The 15,552-nt window shown below is 33.6% G+C and carries 11 protein-coding genes, 1 other RNA gene and 1 other annotated feature; of the genes, 11 read left to right on the top strand and 1 reads right to left on the bottom strand.

The features are described 5' to 3' along the window. The first annotated feature begins 52 nt into the window (after positions 1-52). The 11 genes from rpmI (at position 53) to J3U63_RS05880 (ending at position 11,506) form a co-directional block, all read left to right on the top strand. Positions 53-250 (top strand): 50S ribosomal protein L35, encoded by a 198-nt coding sequence (gene rpmI / locus J3U63_RS05930; RefSeq protein ID WP_065557738.1) that lies wholly within the window; start codon positions 53-55, stop codon positions 248-250. Positions 251-280: 30 nt separating this feature from the next. After that, positions 281-634: a 50S ribosomal protein L20 gene (rplT, locus tag J3U63_RS05925; protein ID WP_024496189.1), complete on the top strand. Its 354-nt coding sequence runs from the start codon at positions 281-283 to the stop codon at positions 632-634. A 74-nt stretch (positions 635-708) separates the two neighbouring features. Further along, positions 709-822 (top strand) — a sequence feature (Phe leader region). Positions 823-849: 27 nt separating this feature from the next. Next, on the top strand, positions 850-1,833 hold the full coding sequence (gene pheS / locus J3U63_RS05920) for a phenylalanine--tRNA ligase subunit alpha (RefSeq protein WP_065633608.1): 984 nt from the start codon (positions 850-852) through the stop codon (positions 1,831-1,833). A gap of 16 nt (positions 1,834-1,849) precedes the next feature. Further along, positions 1,850-4,237 carry a phenylalanine--tRNA ligase subunit beta gene (pheT, locus tag J3U63_RS05915; protein ID WP_267370909.1) on the top strand — a complete coding sequence of 796 codons (2,388 nt, stop codon included), beginning with the start codon at positions 1,850-1,852 and terminating at the stop codon, positions 4,235-4,237. Positions 4,238-4,242: 5 nt separating this feature from the next. Continuing rightward, positions 4,243-4,542 carry an integration host factor subunit alpha gene (locus J3U63_RS05910; protein ID WP_267332835.1) on the top strand — a complete coding sequence of 100 codons (300 nt, stop codon included), beginning with the start codon at positions 4,243-4,245 and terminating at the stop codon, positions 4,540-4,542. A gap of 132 nt (positions 4,543-4,674) precedes the next feature. Beyond that, positions 4,675-4,770, top strand: an RNA gene (gene ffs, locus J3U63_RS05905) — signal recognition particle sRNA small type. A 223-nt stretch (positions 4,771-4,993) separates the two neighbouring features. Further along, the gene (gene htpX / locus J3U63_RS05900) at positions 4,994-5,863 is read left to right on the top strand and encodes a protease HtpX (RefSeq protein WP_267332834.1); all 870 of its coding nucleotides are present in this window, start codon (positions 4,994-4,996) and stop codon (positions 5,861-5,863) included. Positions 5,864-5,970: 107 nt separating this feature from the next. Further along, a complete protein-coding gene (locus J3U63_RS05895) occupies positions 5,971-7,914 on the top strand; it encodes a peptidase U32 family protein (RefSeq protein WP_267370906.1) in 1,944 nt (647 codons plus the stop codon). A gap of 1,073 nt (positions 7,915-8,987) precedes the next feature. Then, a complete protein-coding gene (locus J3U63_RS05890; protein WP_267347722.1) occupies positions 8,988-9,170 on the top strand; it encodes a hypothetical protein in 183 nt (60 codons plus the stop codon). A 527-nt stretch (positions 9,171-9,697) separates the two neighbouring features. Further along, positions 9,698-10,411 carry a helix-turn-helix domain-containing protein gene (locus tag J3U63_RS05885; protein ID WP_267344126.1) on the top strand — a complete coding sequence of 238 codons (714 nt, stop codon included), beginning with the start codon at positions 9,698-9,700 and terminating at the stop codon, positions 10,409-10,411. A gap of 51 nt (positions 10,412-10,462) precedes the next feature. After that, complete coding sequence (locus J3U63_RS05880; protein WP_267370904.1) at positions 10,463-11,506, top strand: YdgH/BhsA/McbA-like domain containing protein; 1,044 nt, start codon at positions 10,463-10,465, stop codon at positions 11,504-11,506. Positions 11,507-11,607: 101 nt separating this feature from the next. On the opposite strand, the gene hrpA is transcribed toward J3U63_RS05880, so the two are convergent. Continuing rightward, positions 11,608-15,486, bottom strand: a complete 3,879-nt coding sequence (hrpA, locus tag J3U63_RS05875; RefSeq protein WP_267370903.1) for an ATP-dependent RNA helicase HrpA — start codon at positions 15,484-15,486, stop codon at positions 11,608-11,610. Positions 15,487-15,552: the final 66 nt, after the last annotated feature.

Raw genomic sequence — 15,552 nt, 5'->3', positions numbered from 1 at the left:
ACGTTACACCATTATTTTGTGTTATTAACAATGCGAAGTAGGAATTAATAAAATGCCTAAAATTAAAACTGTAAAAGGCGCAGCAAAGCGCTTTAAAAAAACAGCTTCTGGTGGCTTTAAGCATAAGCAAGCTAACAAAAGTCATATCTTAACTAAAAAATCAACTAAACGTAAACGTCATTTACGTGGTTTGACAACAGTGTCAAAAGGTGATTTAGGTTTAGTTGTAGCGTGTGTTCCATACGCTTAATTTTGGTTAACTATTTAGAGGATATGATTTATGGCTCGTGTTAAACGTGGTGTTATTGCTCGTGCACGTCACAAGAAAATTTTAAAACAAGCAAAAGGTTATTATGGAGCTCGTTCACGTGTTTATCGTGTTGCTTTCCAAGCAGTAATCAAAGCTGGACAATATGCTTATCGTGACCGTCGTCAACGTAAACGTCAATTCCGTCAATTATGGATTGTGCGTATCAATGCGGCAGCTCGTCAATGTGGTCTTTCTTATAGCCGTTTCATTAATGGTTTAAAGAAAGCATCAATTGAAATCGATCGTAAGATCCTTGCAGATATTGCTGTATTTGATAAAAATGCATTCGCTGCATTAGTTGAAAAAGCAAAAGCTGCATTATAATAACTTTATAAGAGCCGAGTTATCTCGGCTTTTATTATTTTAAATATAAATGATTTATTTCAAAAAAGTGGATTAATGATGAATTTAGTTATTTTTCGTTTGTTTTTTAGCTTCAATAGCAATATTGGTTCGTGAGGCAAGGAAAAAACGAAAAATAATTATAAAGCCTCAAAAGAGGCTTTTTTTATATAATGAACAATAAGCAGGAGAACTGTATGTCTCAATTAGTTGAACTGGTGAATAATGCCAAATCCGCTATTGAAGGTGCTAATGACATTAATGCGATCGAACAGATACGTGTAGAATATTTTGGTAAAAAAGGTTACTTTACCATGCAAATGGCTTCTTTACGTGATGTTCCTGCCGATGAACGTCCCGCGGTCGGTCAAAAAATCAATGATGCTAAGCAAATAGTCGTTGAATTATTAAATCAAAAACGTCAACTTTTAGAGCGCCAGGCTCTTGATGCAAAATTAGCCAATGAAACCATCGATATCTCATTACCGGGTAAAACGCTTGAATTAGGGGGATTACATCCCGTCACCAAAACAATAAATCGTTTAGTTGAATTTTTTGGTGAACTGGGCTTTGTTGTTGAAACAGGCCCCGAAATTGAAGATGATTATCATAACTTTGATGCACTTAATATCCCTTCTCATCATCCTGCTCGAGCAGATCATGATACCTTTTGGTTTGATGCAAATCGTTTATTAAGAACACAAACATCCACTGTTCAAATTAGAACAATGGAAACACAAAAACCACCTATTCGAATCATTGCTCCAGGTCGAACTTATCGCAATGACTATGATCAAACTCACACGCCAATGTTCCACCAAATGGAAGGTTTATTGATTGATAAAGATATTAGCTTTACTCATTTGAAAGGGTTATTGCATGATTTTCTTCACTGCTTTTTTGAAGATGATATGGAAATTCGTTTTCGACCTGGCTACTTTCCATTTACTGAACCTTCAGCCGAAGTTGATATCAAAGCGAAAAACGGTAAATGGCTTGAAGTTCTAGGTTGTGGTATGGTCCACCCAAATGTGTTGCGTAATGTCGGTATCGATCCTGATGTCTATAATGGGTTTGCTTTTGGTATGGGAATCGAAAGATTAACCATGTTACGTTACGGTGTCACCGATTTACGCTCATTTTTTGAAAATGATTTACGTTTCTTAAAGCAATTTAATTAATTCTGGAGATCAAAACATGAAATTTAGTGAAAGTTGGCTACGTGAATGGATCAATCCAGAAATAAGTAGCGATACACTAGCCGATCAATTAACTATGGCTGGATTAGAAGTTGATGATATCGAAAAAGTTGCTGGTGATTTTACAGGTGTCGTTGTTGGAAAAGTGGTAGAATGCAAACAGCATCCTAATGCCGATAAACTACGCGTGACAAAAGTCGATATTGGTAAATCTGAATTATTAGACATTGTCTGCGGCGCACCTAATTGCCGTCAAGGTTTAATGGTTGCTTGTGCAACTGTTGGGGCTGTTTTACCAGGAGATTTCAAAATCAAATCAGCAAAACTCCGAGGTGAACCTTCAGAAGGAATGCTGTGCTCTTATGCTGAATTAGGTATTGCTGATGATCATAATGGTATTATTGAGTTACCTGAAGATGCTCCTTTAGGACAAGATATTCGAGAATATTTAAATCTTAACGATGTTATGATTGATATTAGTGTTACACCTAATCGAGCTGATTGTTTTGGTATTGTTGGTGTTGCTCGTGATATTTCAGCGGTTAACAATATACCAATGAAGGAGCTTAAAGTAGCAAACGTACCAGTGTCAATTTCCGATACCGTCTCAATTCAAATAGATGTTCCAAAGGCAGCCCCTCGCTACCTAGGAAGAGTAATCAAAAACATCAATATCGAAGCAGCTACGCCATTATGGATGAAAGAAAAGTTGCGTCGTGGTGGAATTCGTTCAGTTGATGCCATTGTAGATATTACGAATTATGTATTACTCGAACTTGGTCATCCAATGCATGCGTTTGATTTAGCTCAAATCGAAAAAGGGATTGTTGTTCGTTATGCACATCAAGATGAAAAACTCACATTATTAAATGGTAATGAAGTCAAATTAAATGATAATACGCTTGTCATTGCTGATCAGCAAAAAGTACTCGCGATGGCCGGTATTATGGGCGGTGAAAAATCAAGTGTTACAACGTCAACCAAAGATATTTTTCTAGAATCAGCATTCTTTGCTCCATTAGCTATTACCGGTAAAGCACGTGAATATGGTTTGCATACTGAGGCTTCTCATCGTTATGAACGCGGAGTCGATCCTGCTTTACAAAATGTTGCAATGGAAAGAGCAACTCAATTAATTATTGAAATTTGTGGTGGTGAGGTAGGTCCTGTTGTTAATATTACCAACGAAGAACACTTGCCAAAACAAGCGACCATTCAATTACATCGTTCAAAAATAGATCGCATTATCGGTTATAAAATTGAAACGCAAAAAATAATTGATATTCTTGAACGATTAGGATGTAACGTCTCATTCAAAAATGAGATTTGGACCGTTGAAGCACCGAGTTGGCGATTTGACTTACAAATAGAAGAAGATTTAGTTGAAGAAGTAGCCCGTATTTATGGCTATAACAATATTCCTAATGCGAATATGAAAATTGAATTAGTTATGAAACCGAAGCCAGAAAGCCACATAGCGTTAAAACGAATTAAAGATTTATTGGTTGATCGTGGTTATCAAGAAGCCGTTACATATAGCTTTGTTGATCCAAAAATTCAAAGTCTTCTTCATTCTGAGCAAACTGCAATAACGCTGCCAAACCCAATTTCAAGTGAAATGTCTGTAATGCGCTTATCGCTTTGGTCTGGATTATTAGATGCAGTGTTGTACAATCAAAACCGTCAACAATCACGTATTCGTCTTTTTGAAACTGGTTTACGTTTTGTTCCAGATCAAAGTTGTGAATTTGGCGTTCGTCAAGAACTCATGTTATCAGGCGTTGTCACCGGTAACTTATATGAAGAACATTGGGCATTGCCTAAACGAAATATCGATTTTTATGACTTAAAAGGGGATATAGAATCTATTTTGGCACTATTAGGCTGTAGCGAAACTGTTGAATTTAAAAAAGCAGACATCAATGCATTACACCCAGGGCAAAGTGCGGCCATATATTTGAACAATGAAATTATTGGCTATTTTGGCGTATTGCATCCAGAAATCGAAAAAAAATTATCTTTAAATAGTAAATCGCTTGTTTTTGAAATAAATTTAGCTAAAATTAGCGATAAGAAGGTACCTGTTGCTCAAGACCTATCGAAGTATCCGTCAAATAAACGAGATATAGCTATTGTCGTCTCAAATACAATTCCAGCAGCAGATATTATAGCTGAGTGTAAACGTGCTGGCGGAGAGCAACTTATTAAAGTCAATTTGTTTGATGTTTATCAAGGTGATAACATTAAACAAGATCAAAAAAGCCTTGCTATCAGTTTGATTTTACAAGACAAATCACGTACACTTGAAGAAGAAGATATAACAAACATTGTAAGCAAATGTATTACAGCCTTACAAATTCGTTTTAAAGCCCTATTAAGAGAATAATAACTATGACATTAACTAAAGCTGATATTGCAGATCGTCTTGCCGAAAAATTTAATATAGATCGCCAAGAAGCTAAAGTCCTTGTTGAACTTTTTTTTGAAGAGATTCGAGTGGCTTTAGAAAAAGGGGAACCAGTTAAATTATCCGGTTTTGGTAATTTTGCTATACGAGATAAAAATTCACGCCCAGGTCGTAATCCAAAAACAGGGGAAAGTGTAGACATTTCAGCTCGTCGAGTTGTCACATTTAGACCAGGGATAAAATTTAGAGAACGAATTGAAAAAAATTTAGTTATCAATCGCTAAATTAATTTCTTATATCCATTGATCACATAGCCTTTCTTCAGTTGAAAAGCGGAAAGGCTATTTTCTTTTTTAATAAAGTAGTTGTTTTATTTTTCCAAATAAAGCATAATAACGCCTCTTCTATGGAGGCTCTATGGGTCCTCTTGCAACGTTTTTTTGCTCATCAGGTCAGGTCCGGAAGGAAGCAGCCAAAGTAAAAAGTATGTGTGTGGGATGCGGCTGATAGGGTCTCCTCCATAAAATTTCAATTTACAGTAATCATAAATAAATCCTCAATTACCTCACTCAATAACTGATTAATCTATCATCAAATAATCTTTATTTTTTAATTTGAACATATACATGGTTGTGACGAGAATAGTTTTTTGAGATCATATGATTAATCTAATTATCCAATAATTGGAAATGCCAATAAAAGATTTTAATTTTATAAAACAAGAGAGAAATATTTATGATGCGAGTTGGACTATTTATTTTAACTAACTTAGCTGTGATGTTTGTATTTGGTATTATTTTAAGCATACTGGGTGTTGATTCTCATAGCACATTAGGCTTACTTATTTTTGCTGCTATTTTTGGTTTTGGCGGCGCTTTCATTTCGCTATTTATGTCTAAAAGCATGGCGTTACGATCTGTAAATGGTCAGATTATTACACAACCACGCAATCAACAAGAACAATGGTTACTTGATGTTGTCGGTAGACAAGCAAGAGCTCTTAACCTTAAAATGCCAGAAGTCGCTATTTATCAGGCTACAGATATGAATGCTTTTGCTACAGGAGCAACAAAAAATAGTTCACTCATTGCAGTTAGCTCTGGTTTATTAAATAACATGACTCAAGATGAAGCTGAAGCTGTACTGGGGCATGAAATGAGTCACATAGCTAATGGTGATATGGTTACCATGACTTTACTTCAAGGTGTACTAAATACCTTTGTCATTTTTATTGCTAGAATCTTAGCTTCTGTTGCATCTCAAGCCATGTCCGATAGAGAAAGGGATAGCTCACCACTTGTCTATTATATTGTTGTTATGGTTTTTGAAACCATTTTTGGTATTCTTGCTAGTTTAATTGCAATGTGGTTTTCTCGCTATCGAGAATTTCATGCTGATGCAGGCTCAGCCAAATTAGTCGGAGCAACAAAAATGATTGCAGCATTAGAAAAATTAAAAATAAGTTATGAACCCCAAGAAGAAGCTTCCATCATGGCTTTTTGCATAAATGGTGAAAAAAAGGTGAAATTTTCAGAATTATTTATGTCGCATCCACCATTAGAAAAACGGATCGATGCCTTACGAAATGGTTCATATAACCGTTAATTTTAAATCCATTATTTAATCTTATATTGTCTTGACAAGTGTTGTGATAATCACTATAACACTTGTCAATTCCATACCTGCTTAACCTGAGTTTGTGAGATAGTTAAATGTTGCATCATAAAGCGACCTACAATAAATTAGAATTACTTAGTCCAGCTAAAAATATTGAAATTGCCAAACAAGCTATTTTGCATGGTGCTGATGCAGTATATATAGGTGGACCGAGTTTTGGTGCTAGACATAATGCGGGTAATTCTGTTAGTGATATTGCTCAATTAGTTGAATTTGCTCATCACTATTATGCAAAAGTTTTTGTGACTCTCAATACCATATTACATGATAATGAACTTGAAGCTGCAAGACAGCTTATTTGGCAATTTTATGATGCAGGTGTCGATGCATTGATTGTACAAGATATGGGCATATTAAATATGGATATCCCACCGATTGATTTACATGCCAGCACTCAAATGGATATAAGAACACCTGAAAAAGCTAAATTTTTGTCTGAAGTTGGTTTTTCGCAAATTGTGCTTGCTCGAGAGCTTAATTTAATTGAAATTGCTAAAATTCATGAACAAATAGATGCAAAAATAGAATTTTTTATCCATGGTGCACTTTGTGTTGCATTTTCCGGTCAGTGTTATATTTCTCATGCTCAAACAGGGCGTAGTGCCAATCGTGGTGATTGTTCTCAAGCATGCCGATTACCTTTCACCTTAAAAGATGATAAAGGTCGAATTGTTGCTTACGAAAAACATCTTTTATCTATGAAAGATAATAATCAATCAAATAATTTGCGGGAATTAATCAGCGCAGGCGTGCGATCATTCAAAATAGAAGGGCGTTATAAAGATCTAAGTTATGTAAAAAATATTACTGCATTTTATCGCCAAAAATTAGATCAAATCTTATGTGAGTATCCTGATTTATCTCCAGAATCAAGCGGTAAAACGGAGTTCTTTTTTACGCCCGATCCGAATCGAACTTTCCATCGAGGTAGTACCGATTATTTTGTTCATGGCCGAAAACCGGATATAGGGGCTTTTGACTCACCAAAATTTATTGGCTTATCCATAGGTGAAATTACAAAAGTTACATCCAAAACGATAGAGGTTAAAACAGATAAATTGTTAACTAACGGTGATGGTTTAAATGTTTTAGTTAAACGTGAAATTTATGGTTTTAGAGCCGATAAAGTAGAAAAAATTGCAGTTGGTCATTATCGAATTTTCCCGAATGAAATTCCTAAAGCGCTGTTTTCGGTGAAATTACCTTATTTAGTTAATCGAAACTTAGACCATATTTGGCAGCAAAATTTACTTAAAAACTCAAGTGATCGACGAATTGGTGTTATATTTGAATTAAGTAATCAAGATGGTGGAATTATTCTTTCAGCTAAAAGCGAAGAGGGCATTTGCGTTACATTAGAGCTAAATAGCGTATTTGCTATTGCAGATCAACCTGATAAAGCAATTAACAATATTCGTGATAATCTTTCAAAACTTGGTCAAACTATATATTATCTAATTGATTTTAAAATTAATTTATCAAAAGTCTATTTTATTCCCAGCAGTCAACTTAACCAATTTAGACGAGATATTATCGCAAAATTAACCACAGAACGACTAAAAAGTTACTGTCGACAAAAGCGCAAACCTGAATTAATACCAAAACCAATATATCCTGAAAATCAGTTATCGTTTTTGGCCAATGTTTATAATCATAAAGCTAGAGAATTTTACACTCAGCATGGGGTTGAATTAATTGAAAGTGCTTATGAAGCTCACCAAGTTAAAGATGATGCACCATTAATGATAACTAAACATTGTTTACGTTTTGCATTTAACTTATGTCCTAAACAAGCTAAAGGTATACAAGGTGTTAAAACTAAAGTTACACCAATGAAGCTTATTCAAAACAATGAGGAGCTACTGCTAAAATTTAATTGTAAAGCGTGTGAAATGCAAGTTTGGGGGAAAATAAAAAATCATATTCTAAAAATGCCATTACCCGGTAGTGAGGTCATTTTACTGACTAAAAATAGTTAAGTTGTAAATTGGTTAATAATTTTTGACGTTTTTGGTATCTAATTATGAAAAATTTTTTAGTTATGTTTAATAAGGTAACAACAAAACAGAAGTTCGCAATAATTATATTAATTTAACATAATATACATTATGCAAACTTTATATTATTGATTATTAATAATATTTTTATTTTGCTTGGTATTTTGACTAAAAAATAACTAGTGATAATTCAACAGGGTTACATTATTACCATTCTTAAAATCAAAGGGAAGTGACGACAATAAGACTAATATTGTTGTTATTTTATATGTTGAGAAAATATAGAAAGATTAGTAGCTCTTATACTGTTTATTTTTTATGCATCTAATTAACGTATTGATTTAGATCATGAATTAAATTTTATACACAGTGTTATTTACATTTTATGTTAATAATTGCGCGGTGTTGCTATAGTCAATCGGTCGCAGTCACGCAGTGAACTATTGAAAAGTCACCAAGTTTTATCCTTTAATGCGGGTGGAAGGAACGCACCGCAAGGCTTTCCGCTTAGGTGTCTTTTAAAAATTTTTCATAATTCAAATGTTAATATCACCAAAACTAGCTAAGGAGTACAGTATTTGAGACCAAAAAGAGCGAGTGGAAACAATTGAAAGCATGATGAAAAATGAATTCAGACACGCATTTGTGGTAAATTTAATTACACTAGAACAACATGAAATTATCTGCAGGAGCTCAATAAATTAACGTCTTACTTTTATAAAAAATGAAAGATACTTTAACTTTTTATGATGAGGATTGAATTAAAATCAATAACTATCATGAAAAAATTGTAGCCTTAGATTTTGTGCGTAATCGAATTAAAGAAACTTTAGACTATTCTTGGCTAATTGAGGTGTAATAAAGATGTTTGATAATTTTGAGCTGATAGCGCAGGCAGCAAAAAAACAATGAATTTCAAATTTTGACTCCACCAATGTCAATCACCCTAAAAATCCCTATGCTCAAGAAGTGTATCAAGCCAATGATTTATTAAGTTTAATTTAGCTAAATTTGGTGACGATAAAGCTGTTCAAAAGGCAGAATTAGGCACAGCATTGACTGAGTCGGATAAAGTATTAGCATTAACCAAAAGTAAATATTTAACGGCTAAAAAACAGTACACAACGATATCAAGTCAAATGTTAGACCGGACATTGGATATTCCAAGAAAAAAGTTAGCCGAAAAATTTATTAGTCATGGAAAAATAACATCGCAAGATCTGGAGCTGGAGGATTAAACGATAAATTATCAATATAGTGTGCCGAGATTATATAGTGTTACAGATTGACCGATTCCAGATTGGTATTAGATGCCACAAATTTTTAAATTAGCGTCATGAATCTGTCAGTTAAATTACTAAAATTCATCTACGTTTATATTGGTACGCATAATGTATATTATGTTAAATTGATTAAATTGTTATTTTATTATTAATATTTCATTTGAATGTTTAAGTTGTTGTTGATTTAAATTATAGACCTTGAGTTTTGATTGTGAAATGTTACGTATATCATCTTATTTATTCAAGCTTTTGAGTCTATGCTTCTCACCTACCTAGGCTTTTAATTTAAGTTACGTTGAAGCTCATAAAAATTTATGATTTGATCTTATCGAATTTAATCAGGCACTTTTAATCGAATTTATCATTTATTTTGTTCTTTTTTAACATATAAAAAAATAATGGCTAACTGTTATATATTGTTTTATTGTAAAATATGCGATTATTATCAATTATCGAATTGGAATTAATCCTTTTAATAAAATATGCAAAGTAACTATAAGCCATTACGTTCCAAAAGTTATTCAGTCCCTTGTGAATTATGTAGTGTAGGTTCATTATGTATTCCTATGTTAGTCAATAACAAATTGCATACAGTTTTAGATCGTAAATGTTCTTATACCAAAGATCAGATCTTGATAGAAGAAAATACACCTTTCACTAAATTTTATATTATTCATTCAGGTGCTTTAAAAACTTATATCACCACCGCCGATGGTAATGAACATATTAATGGGTTTTACTTGCCAGGTGACATTGTTGGTTTAGATTCTATTTCAACAAAAGTATATAACTATACTATTAAAGCCTTAAATAATGTTGCCGTTTGTGAACTTAATTATGAAGAATTAATGTCACTTATTGAAGTCAATAAAACCGTTAGAGATATGATATTCAAGTTGTTAAGTACGGATATCTATAACTATCAGAAATTACTATTATGCTATTCCCAGAAAAAAGCGGATGAACGATTAGCATTTTTTATCTATTCACTATATAAACGCTATGAAAAACGAGGTCACACCTCTTTGAATATAAAATTATCAATGAGTAGGACTGATATTGCCAATTATTTAGGATTAACAATTGAGACAGTTAGTAGAATTTTGTCTAAGTTTCAAGAGCAAGATATATTATCAGTAAAAGGAAAATATATTTTTATCAAAAATTTAAATGCTTTAATTGTTTTGGGAAAGTAATTTATTTCATGATAAAATATTTTAAAAAGTTCATATTAAGGTTTAACAACTATGATAAGTTTAAAGAAAACTCTTATAGCAGCAACTGTGGCCATTATGCCAATGAGTTCATTTGCTGCACAACAGCTCACTGAAGAGCAAGCTAAAAATTTGCAATCATTCAAACAGATTACTGTTCGTGGTGCATTTTACACTGATAGTGATTATGTAATGGCAATGTCTAAAGCAGCAGATAAAGAAGGAGCAGCTGCTTTTTTTATTACAACAACAAATATTAGTCCTTCAAATGATACTTTGCGTATTGTTTATGCTAAATTATATAAATCAGATGCACCAAAATTAGAAGAGCCCGCTGAAAACCTTCGCAAATTTGAAGGTGTTTATGAATATCCTAAGTCTAAAGCTATTCGATTAGAACCTTTTAATATTGTTAGAATTCGTGGTTATTTTCCTAATGATTACGATGTAAATCAAGCGATTGCAAAAGAAGCCTTAGCTCAAGGTGCATATGCATTTTATATTGATTCGCGATCAGAACTTGGTAGTAATTTGCAAGTTGCTGCATATTTATTTAAAAAAGATGCGCCAGAACGAAAATTACAACCTGAAAATGCTATTCCTTATGATTCAGAAGCTGGGCAACTTGCCTTAGCTCAAGGTGGTGAAGCTGCAATGCAAGTTGAAAAACCAGGCTATTATTCACCATCAGCATTTAACGAAAAATTCTATGCCGAAAAATTCCACAATAAAGTTATTGATAAAACCGCTAAACCAAGCAATGTTAGCACAGTGAGTGGTACATCAATAACAGAAGCTGCAACCGCAGATGCAGCAAATGCACCACAACGAGCAAGCCGTTACACTGTCACCTTGCCAGATGGCCGTAAAATTCAAGAACTCAATGATGCAACTGCGGCGAAAATGGTTGCATATGATACCGTGAAGTTTAGAGGGTATTATCCAACCGATCAGGAAATCTCGTATCAAGCGGGTAAACGTGCTATTGATGCTGGCGCTAAATATTATCATATTGCTCGCATCGCTCAAGATGCTAACGGACCAAATATCACAGTATTTGTTGATCTTTATCGATAATAACAGTATTGGGCGCATTGGCGCCCTACTTTTTCAACTCTTCCTACCTTAATTTAAATCGGATTTAACAGCGTTCATATTTAAATTCAACACTATAAAAATTATAATTCCGATTTAACTAATTCAATTTGTTGTTTTATTCGTTTTGATGAAATTGGATATGGTGTACCTAGCTGCTGAGCAAATAGATTAACTCGCAACTCTTCAATCATCCAACGTATATCTTTCACATTATCTTGCAATCTTTGATTTTCAGGCAAAGTAGTTAGCCAACTTTCGTATTGATTTTTAACTTCTTCAACAATGTTCATGGCTTGTCTATCTTTATTTGGATTAACTGTTAATTTTTCGATACGTTTTTCGATTGCTGATAAATAGCGATAGAGATCAGATAATTTTTTATAACCTGTTTTAGATACAAACCCTTTATAAATCAGTCCATCGATTTGTTGTTTTATATCTGATAATGCAAAAGCTAAAGACAAGTCAACTCGCCCTTTAAGCTTTTTATTAATACTGAAATGTAAAGTTAAAATTGATTCAACTTGCTTAGCGATATGATAGACATATTCATTCACATTAGCTTTGGTATAATTCAATAATTGCTGGTACTGTTCTTGGTTTTGGACAAATTGATTATTTTTGTCTATCAACTCATCAATTGCACAAGCAATACAATCATCGATTAAACTTAATACAGTGCCAAACGAATTAAAATAAAGACCTAATTTAGATTTATTGGGTAATTTTTCGTGTAAATACTTTATCGGTGAAGGAATATTTAACAACAACAAACGCCTTAATCCCAATTTACTTAATCGTTGTTGTTCTTCGTAACTATCCACTAGATTTATACTTACCGATGTCTGATTATCAACAATTGCGGGATAAGCTTTAATCGTGTAATTTTTTTGTTGTCCCTCATAAATAGTGGGTAGTGTTCCAAAATTCCAATCGATAATATTCTTTTTTTCTATTAAATCAGTTTTTTTAGTATTTATATTCGACAAAGCATGCTGTATTTGTGCTTTAAGTTGTTCTTTAAGCTGAACCAAATCTTTACCTGCGGCTAATTCTTTATTATTAATATCAATAATAGCAAAGGTCATTTTTAAATAATCAGGAATTTGATTTAACTGCCAGTCTTCATTGAGTATTTTTACACCTGTCATTTTTTTAAATTCACTTTGTAAACTTTCAAGTAAAGGAATGTCAGTTGAACTCACCCTACTTAAGAATGCATCAGCATAATTTGGTGCAGGAACCAGACTTTTACGTAGTGATTTGGGTAATGACTTGATTAATGCTATAACTAATTCTTTCCTAAAACCTGGTACTTGCCATTCAAATCCTCTATTTTTAATTTGATTAAGTGCATCGATAGGAATTTCAACTGTGACGCCGTCACGTTTATTGCCAATGTCAAAATGATAACTTAATGGTAATTTGAAGTTGCCTTGTTGCCAAAAGTCAGGAAACTCATTAAGGTTAACTTGTTGAGCACAATGATTAATCAACATATTTTTTTCAAAACTCAGCAAATCCGGATCTGACTTTTGTTTTTGTTTCCACCATGAATCAAAATGCTTGGCCGAAATAACAGACTGATCAATTCTATGATTATAAAAATCAAATAATTCTTGATCATCAATTAAAATATCTTGTCGACGAGACTTATGTTCTAAATCTTCGACTTCTTTAATCAGCTTTTGATTTTGTATAAAAAAACGATAATTTGTCTGCCAATCGCCTTCTACCAGTGCATGCCTAATAAATAAAGTTCGGCTTAAATCAGGATCGATTTTGCTATAGTTTATGACTCTATTAATGACAATTGGCAAACCAAATAATGTTGCCTTTTCATTGGCGATGGCAACCCCTTGTTTTTTTGACCATCTAGGCTCACTATAGCTATACTTAAGCAAATGTTTAGCCAAAGGCTCGATCCATTCAACGTCGATTTTTGCCACTATCCTACCCCACAAACGACTGGTTTCGACAAGTTCGCTTGCAATACACCACTTAGGCTGATTTTTAAATAATGTTGAATTCGGAAATAAAGCAAATTTAATATTGCGAGCACCTATATATTCGTGCTTTTCAAGTTCTTTCATCCCAATATGTGATAGTAAGCCGCTTATTAACGCTAGATGTACGGAACGATAATCAGCAGGTTGACTATTTATTGGAAAAGTTAATTGCTTGATTGTTTGTCTAATTTGAGTATAAACATCTTGCCACTCTCGAATACGAAGATAATTTAAATACTCTTTTTGACATAATCGTCGAAATTGATTTCCTGAAAGTTGGTTTTGTTGTTCTTCAATATAATGCCAGAGATTAATGAAAGAAATAAAATCTGATTGCTTATCAGTAAACCGTCTATGCTTCTCATCGGACGCTTGCTGTTTATCAAAAGGACGCTCTCTCGGATCTTGAATAGATAAAGCTGCAGTTATGATCATAATCTCTTTAGTGCAGCCCGATCGCCTTGCTTCAACCAACATCCTCGCTAATCTTGGATCAATTGGCAGTTGTGCTAATATTTTTCCTATTTCGGTCAAACGATATTGATGATGATGAGCGTTAATTGCACCAAGTTCCTCTAATAATCGAATCCCATCACGAATATATTTAGAGTCCGGTGCTTGAACAAATGGAAAGGCAGCGATATCACCCAATCCTAAGGCGGTCATTTGCAAAATAACAGAGGCCAGATTGGTACGCAAAATTTCTGGTTCGGTAAATTCTGGACGGGATAAAAAATCTTGTTCATCATATAAACGAATACATATCCCATCAGAGGTACGACCACAACGCCCTTTTCGTTGATTAGCCGATGCTTGCGAAATCGGCTCGATCGGTAATCGTTGAACTTTAGTTCTGTAACTATAACGGCTTATTCTCGCCAAACCAGGATCGATGACATATTTAATTCCGGGTAAAGTTAATGATGTTTCTGCCACATTGGTTGAAAGAATAATGCGTCGCTGAGTATGCGATTGGAAAATACGATTTTGTTCAGAAGCAGATAACCTAGCATACAAAGGTAAAATCTCAGTATGACGTAAATCTAGTTTATTTAATGTATCGGCCAGATCACGAATCTCACGTTCACCAGTTAAAAACACTAAAATATCGCCATGACTTTCAGCAGACAGCTCATCAATTGCATCAACGATAGGTTGAAAATCATTACTACTTTCATTGTCATTATCTGAATCACGACTCGCAACTTGTGGGCGATATCTCACCTCAACAGGATAAGTTCTACCTGATACTTCAATAATTGGCGCACAATTAAAATGCTGAGAAAATCGCTCAACATCTATTGTTGCTGATGTAATAATCACTTTTAAATCAGGGCGTTTAGGTAATAATTGTTTCAAATAGCCAAGAATAAAATCGATATTTAAACTGCGTTCATGTGCTTCATCAATAATAATGGTGTCATAATTTAATAGTAATTTATCTTGCTGTATTTCGGCCAGTAAAATACCATCAGTCATTAATTTGATTAAAGTGTTATCACTAACATGATCAGAGAATCTCACTTTATAACCGACTAATTGCCCTATTTCAGTGCTTAACTCTTCCGCAATACGATTAGCAACCGAACGAGCAGCTAATCGTCTAGGTTGAGTGTGTCCAATAAAACCTTTTACACCTAAACCAAGTTCTAAACAAATTTTTGGAATTTGTGTGGTTTTACCTGATCCTGTTTCGCCTGCAATAATCACAACTTGATGATTTTTTATAGCTTGATAAATTGCTTGTTTTTTGTCAACAACAGGTAAATGTTGAGGATAACTAATTTGCTTCGGCAAAGATTGCAATTTAGTTTGGTAATGATCAACAGCTTGCAAAATAGCAGCATTAATTTTTAATGAATCAGCTTTGGTACGTGACAGTTTTATTATTTTTTGTTTATCACTTAAAGTCGTTGATTCGAGGAGTTTGAATTGTTGTTGAGATAACATAAAGTGTCAAGTATATTAGTAAACAATTATAATTATGTCATTATAGCAAAATTTACTTATTATTAG

The organism is Gilliamella sp. B2838 (assembly GCF_026536185.1).
In the GTDB taxonomy this organism is placed as follows: Bacteria; Pseudomonadota; Gammaproteobacteria; order Enterobacterales; family Orbaceae; genus Gilliamella.
This window is presented reverse-complemented; position numbering and strand designations above follow the sequence as displayed.

Excerpts from the sequence above, each read along its gene's own strand:
- rpmI (WP_065557738.1), top strand. The coding sequence starts at position 53 with ATGCCTAAAATTAAAACTGTAAAAGGCGCAGCAAAGCGCTTTAAAAAA.
- rplT (WP_024496189.1), top strand. The coding sequence starts at position 281 with ATGGCTCGTGTTAAACGTGGTGTTATTGCTCGTGCACGTCACAAGAAA.
- pheS (WP_065633608.1), top strand. The coding sequence starts at position 850 with ATGTCTCAATTAGTTGAACTGGTGAATAATGCCAAATCCGCTATTGAA.
- pheT (WP_267370909.1), top strand. The coding sequence starts at position 1,850 with ATGAAATTTAGTGAAAGTTGGCTACGTGAATGGATCAATCCAGAAATA.
- J3U63_RS05910 (WP_267332835.1), top strand. The coding sequence starts at position 4,243 with ATGACATTAACTAAAGCTGATATTGCAGATCGTCTTGCCGAAAAATTT.
- htpX (WP_267332834.1), top strand. The coding sequence starts at position 4,994 with ATGATGCGAGTTGGACTATTTATTTTAACTAACTTAGCTGTGATGTTT.
- J3U63_RS05895 (WP_267370906.1), top strand. The coding sequence starts at position 5,971 with ATGTTGCATCATAAAGCGACCTACAATAAATTAGAATTACTTAGTCCA.
- J3U63_RS05885 (WP_267344126.1), top strand. The coding sequence starts at position 9,698 with ATGCAAAGTAACTATAAGCCATTACGTTCCAAAAGTTATTCAGTCCCT.
- J3U63_RS05880 (WP_267370904.1), top strand. The coding sequence starts at position 10,463 with ATGATAAGTTTAAAGAAAACTCTTATAGCAGCAACTGTGGCCATTATG.
- hrpA (WP_267370903.1), bottom strand. The coding sequence starts at position 15,486 with ATGTTATCTCAACAACAATTCAAACTCCTCGAATCAACGACTTTAAGT.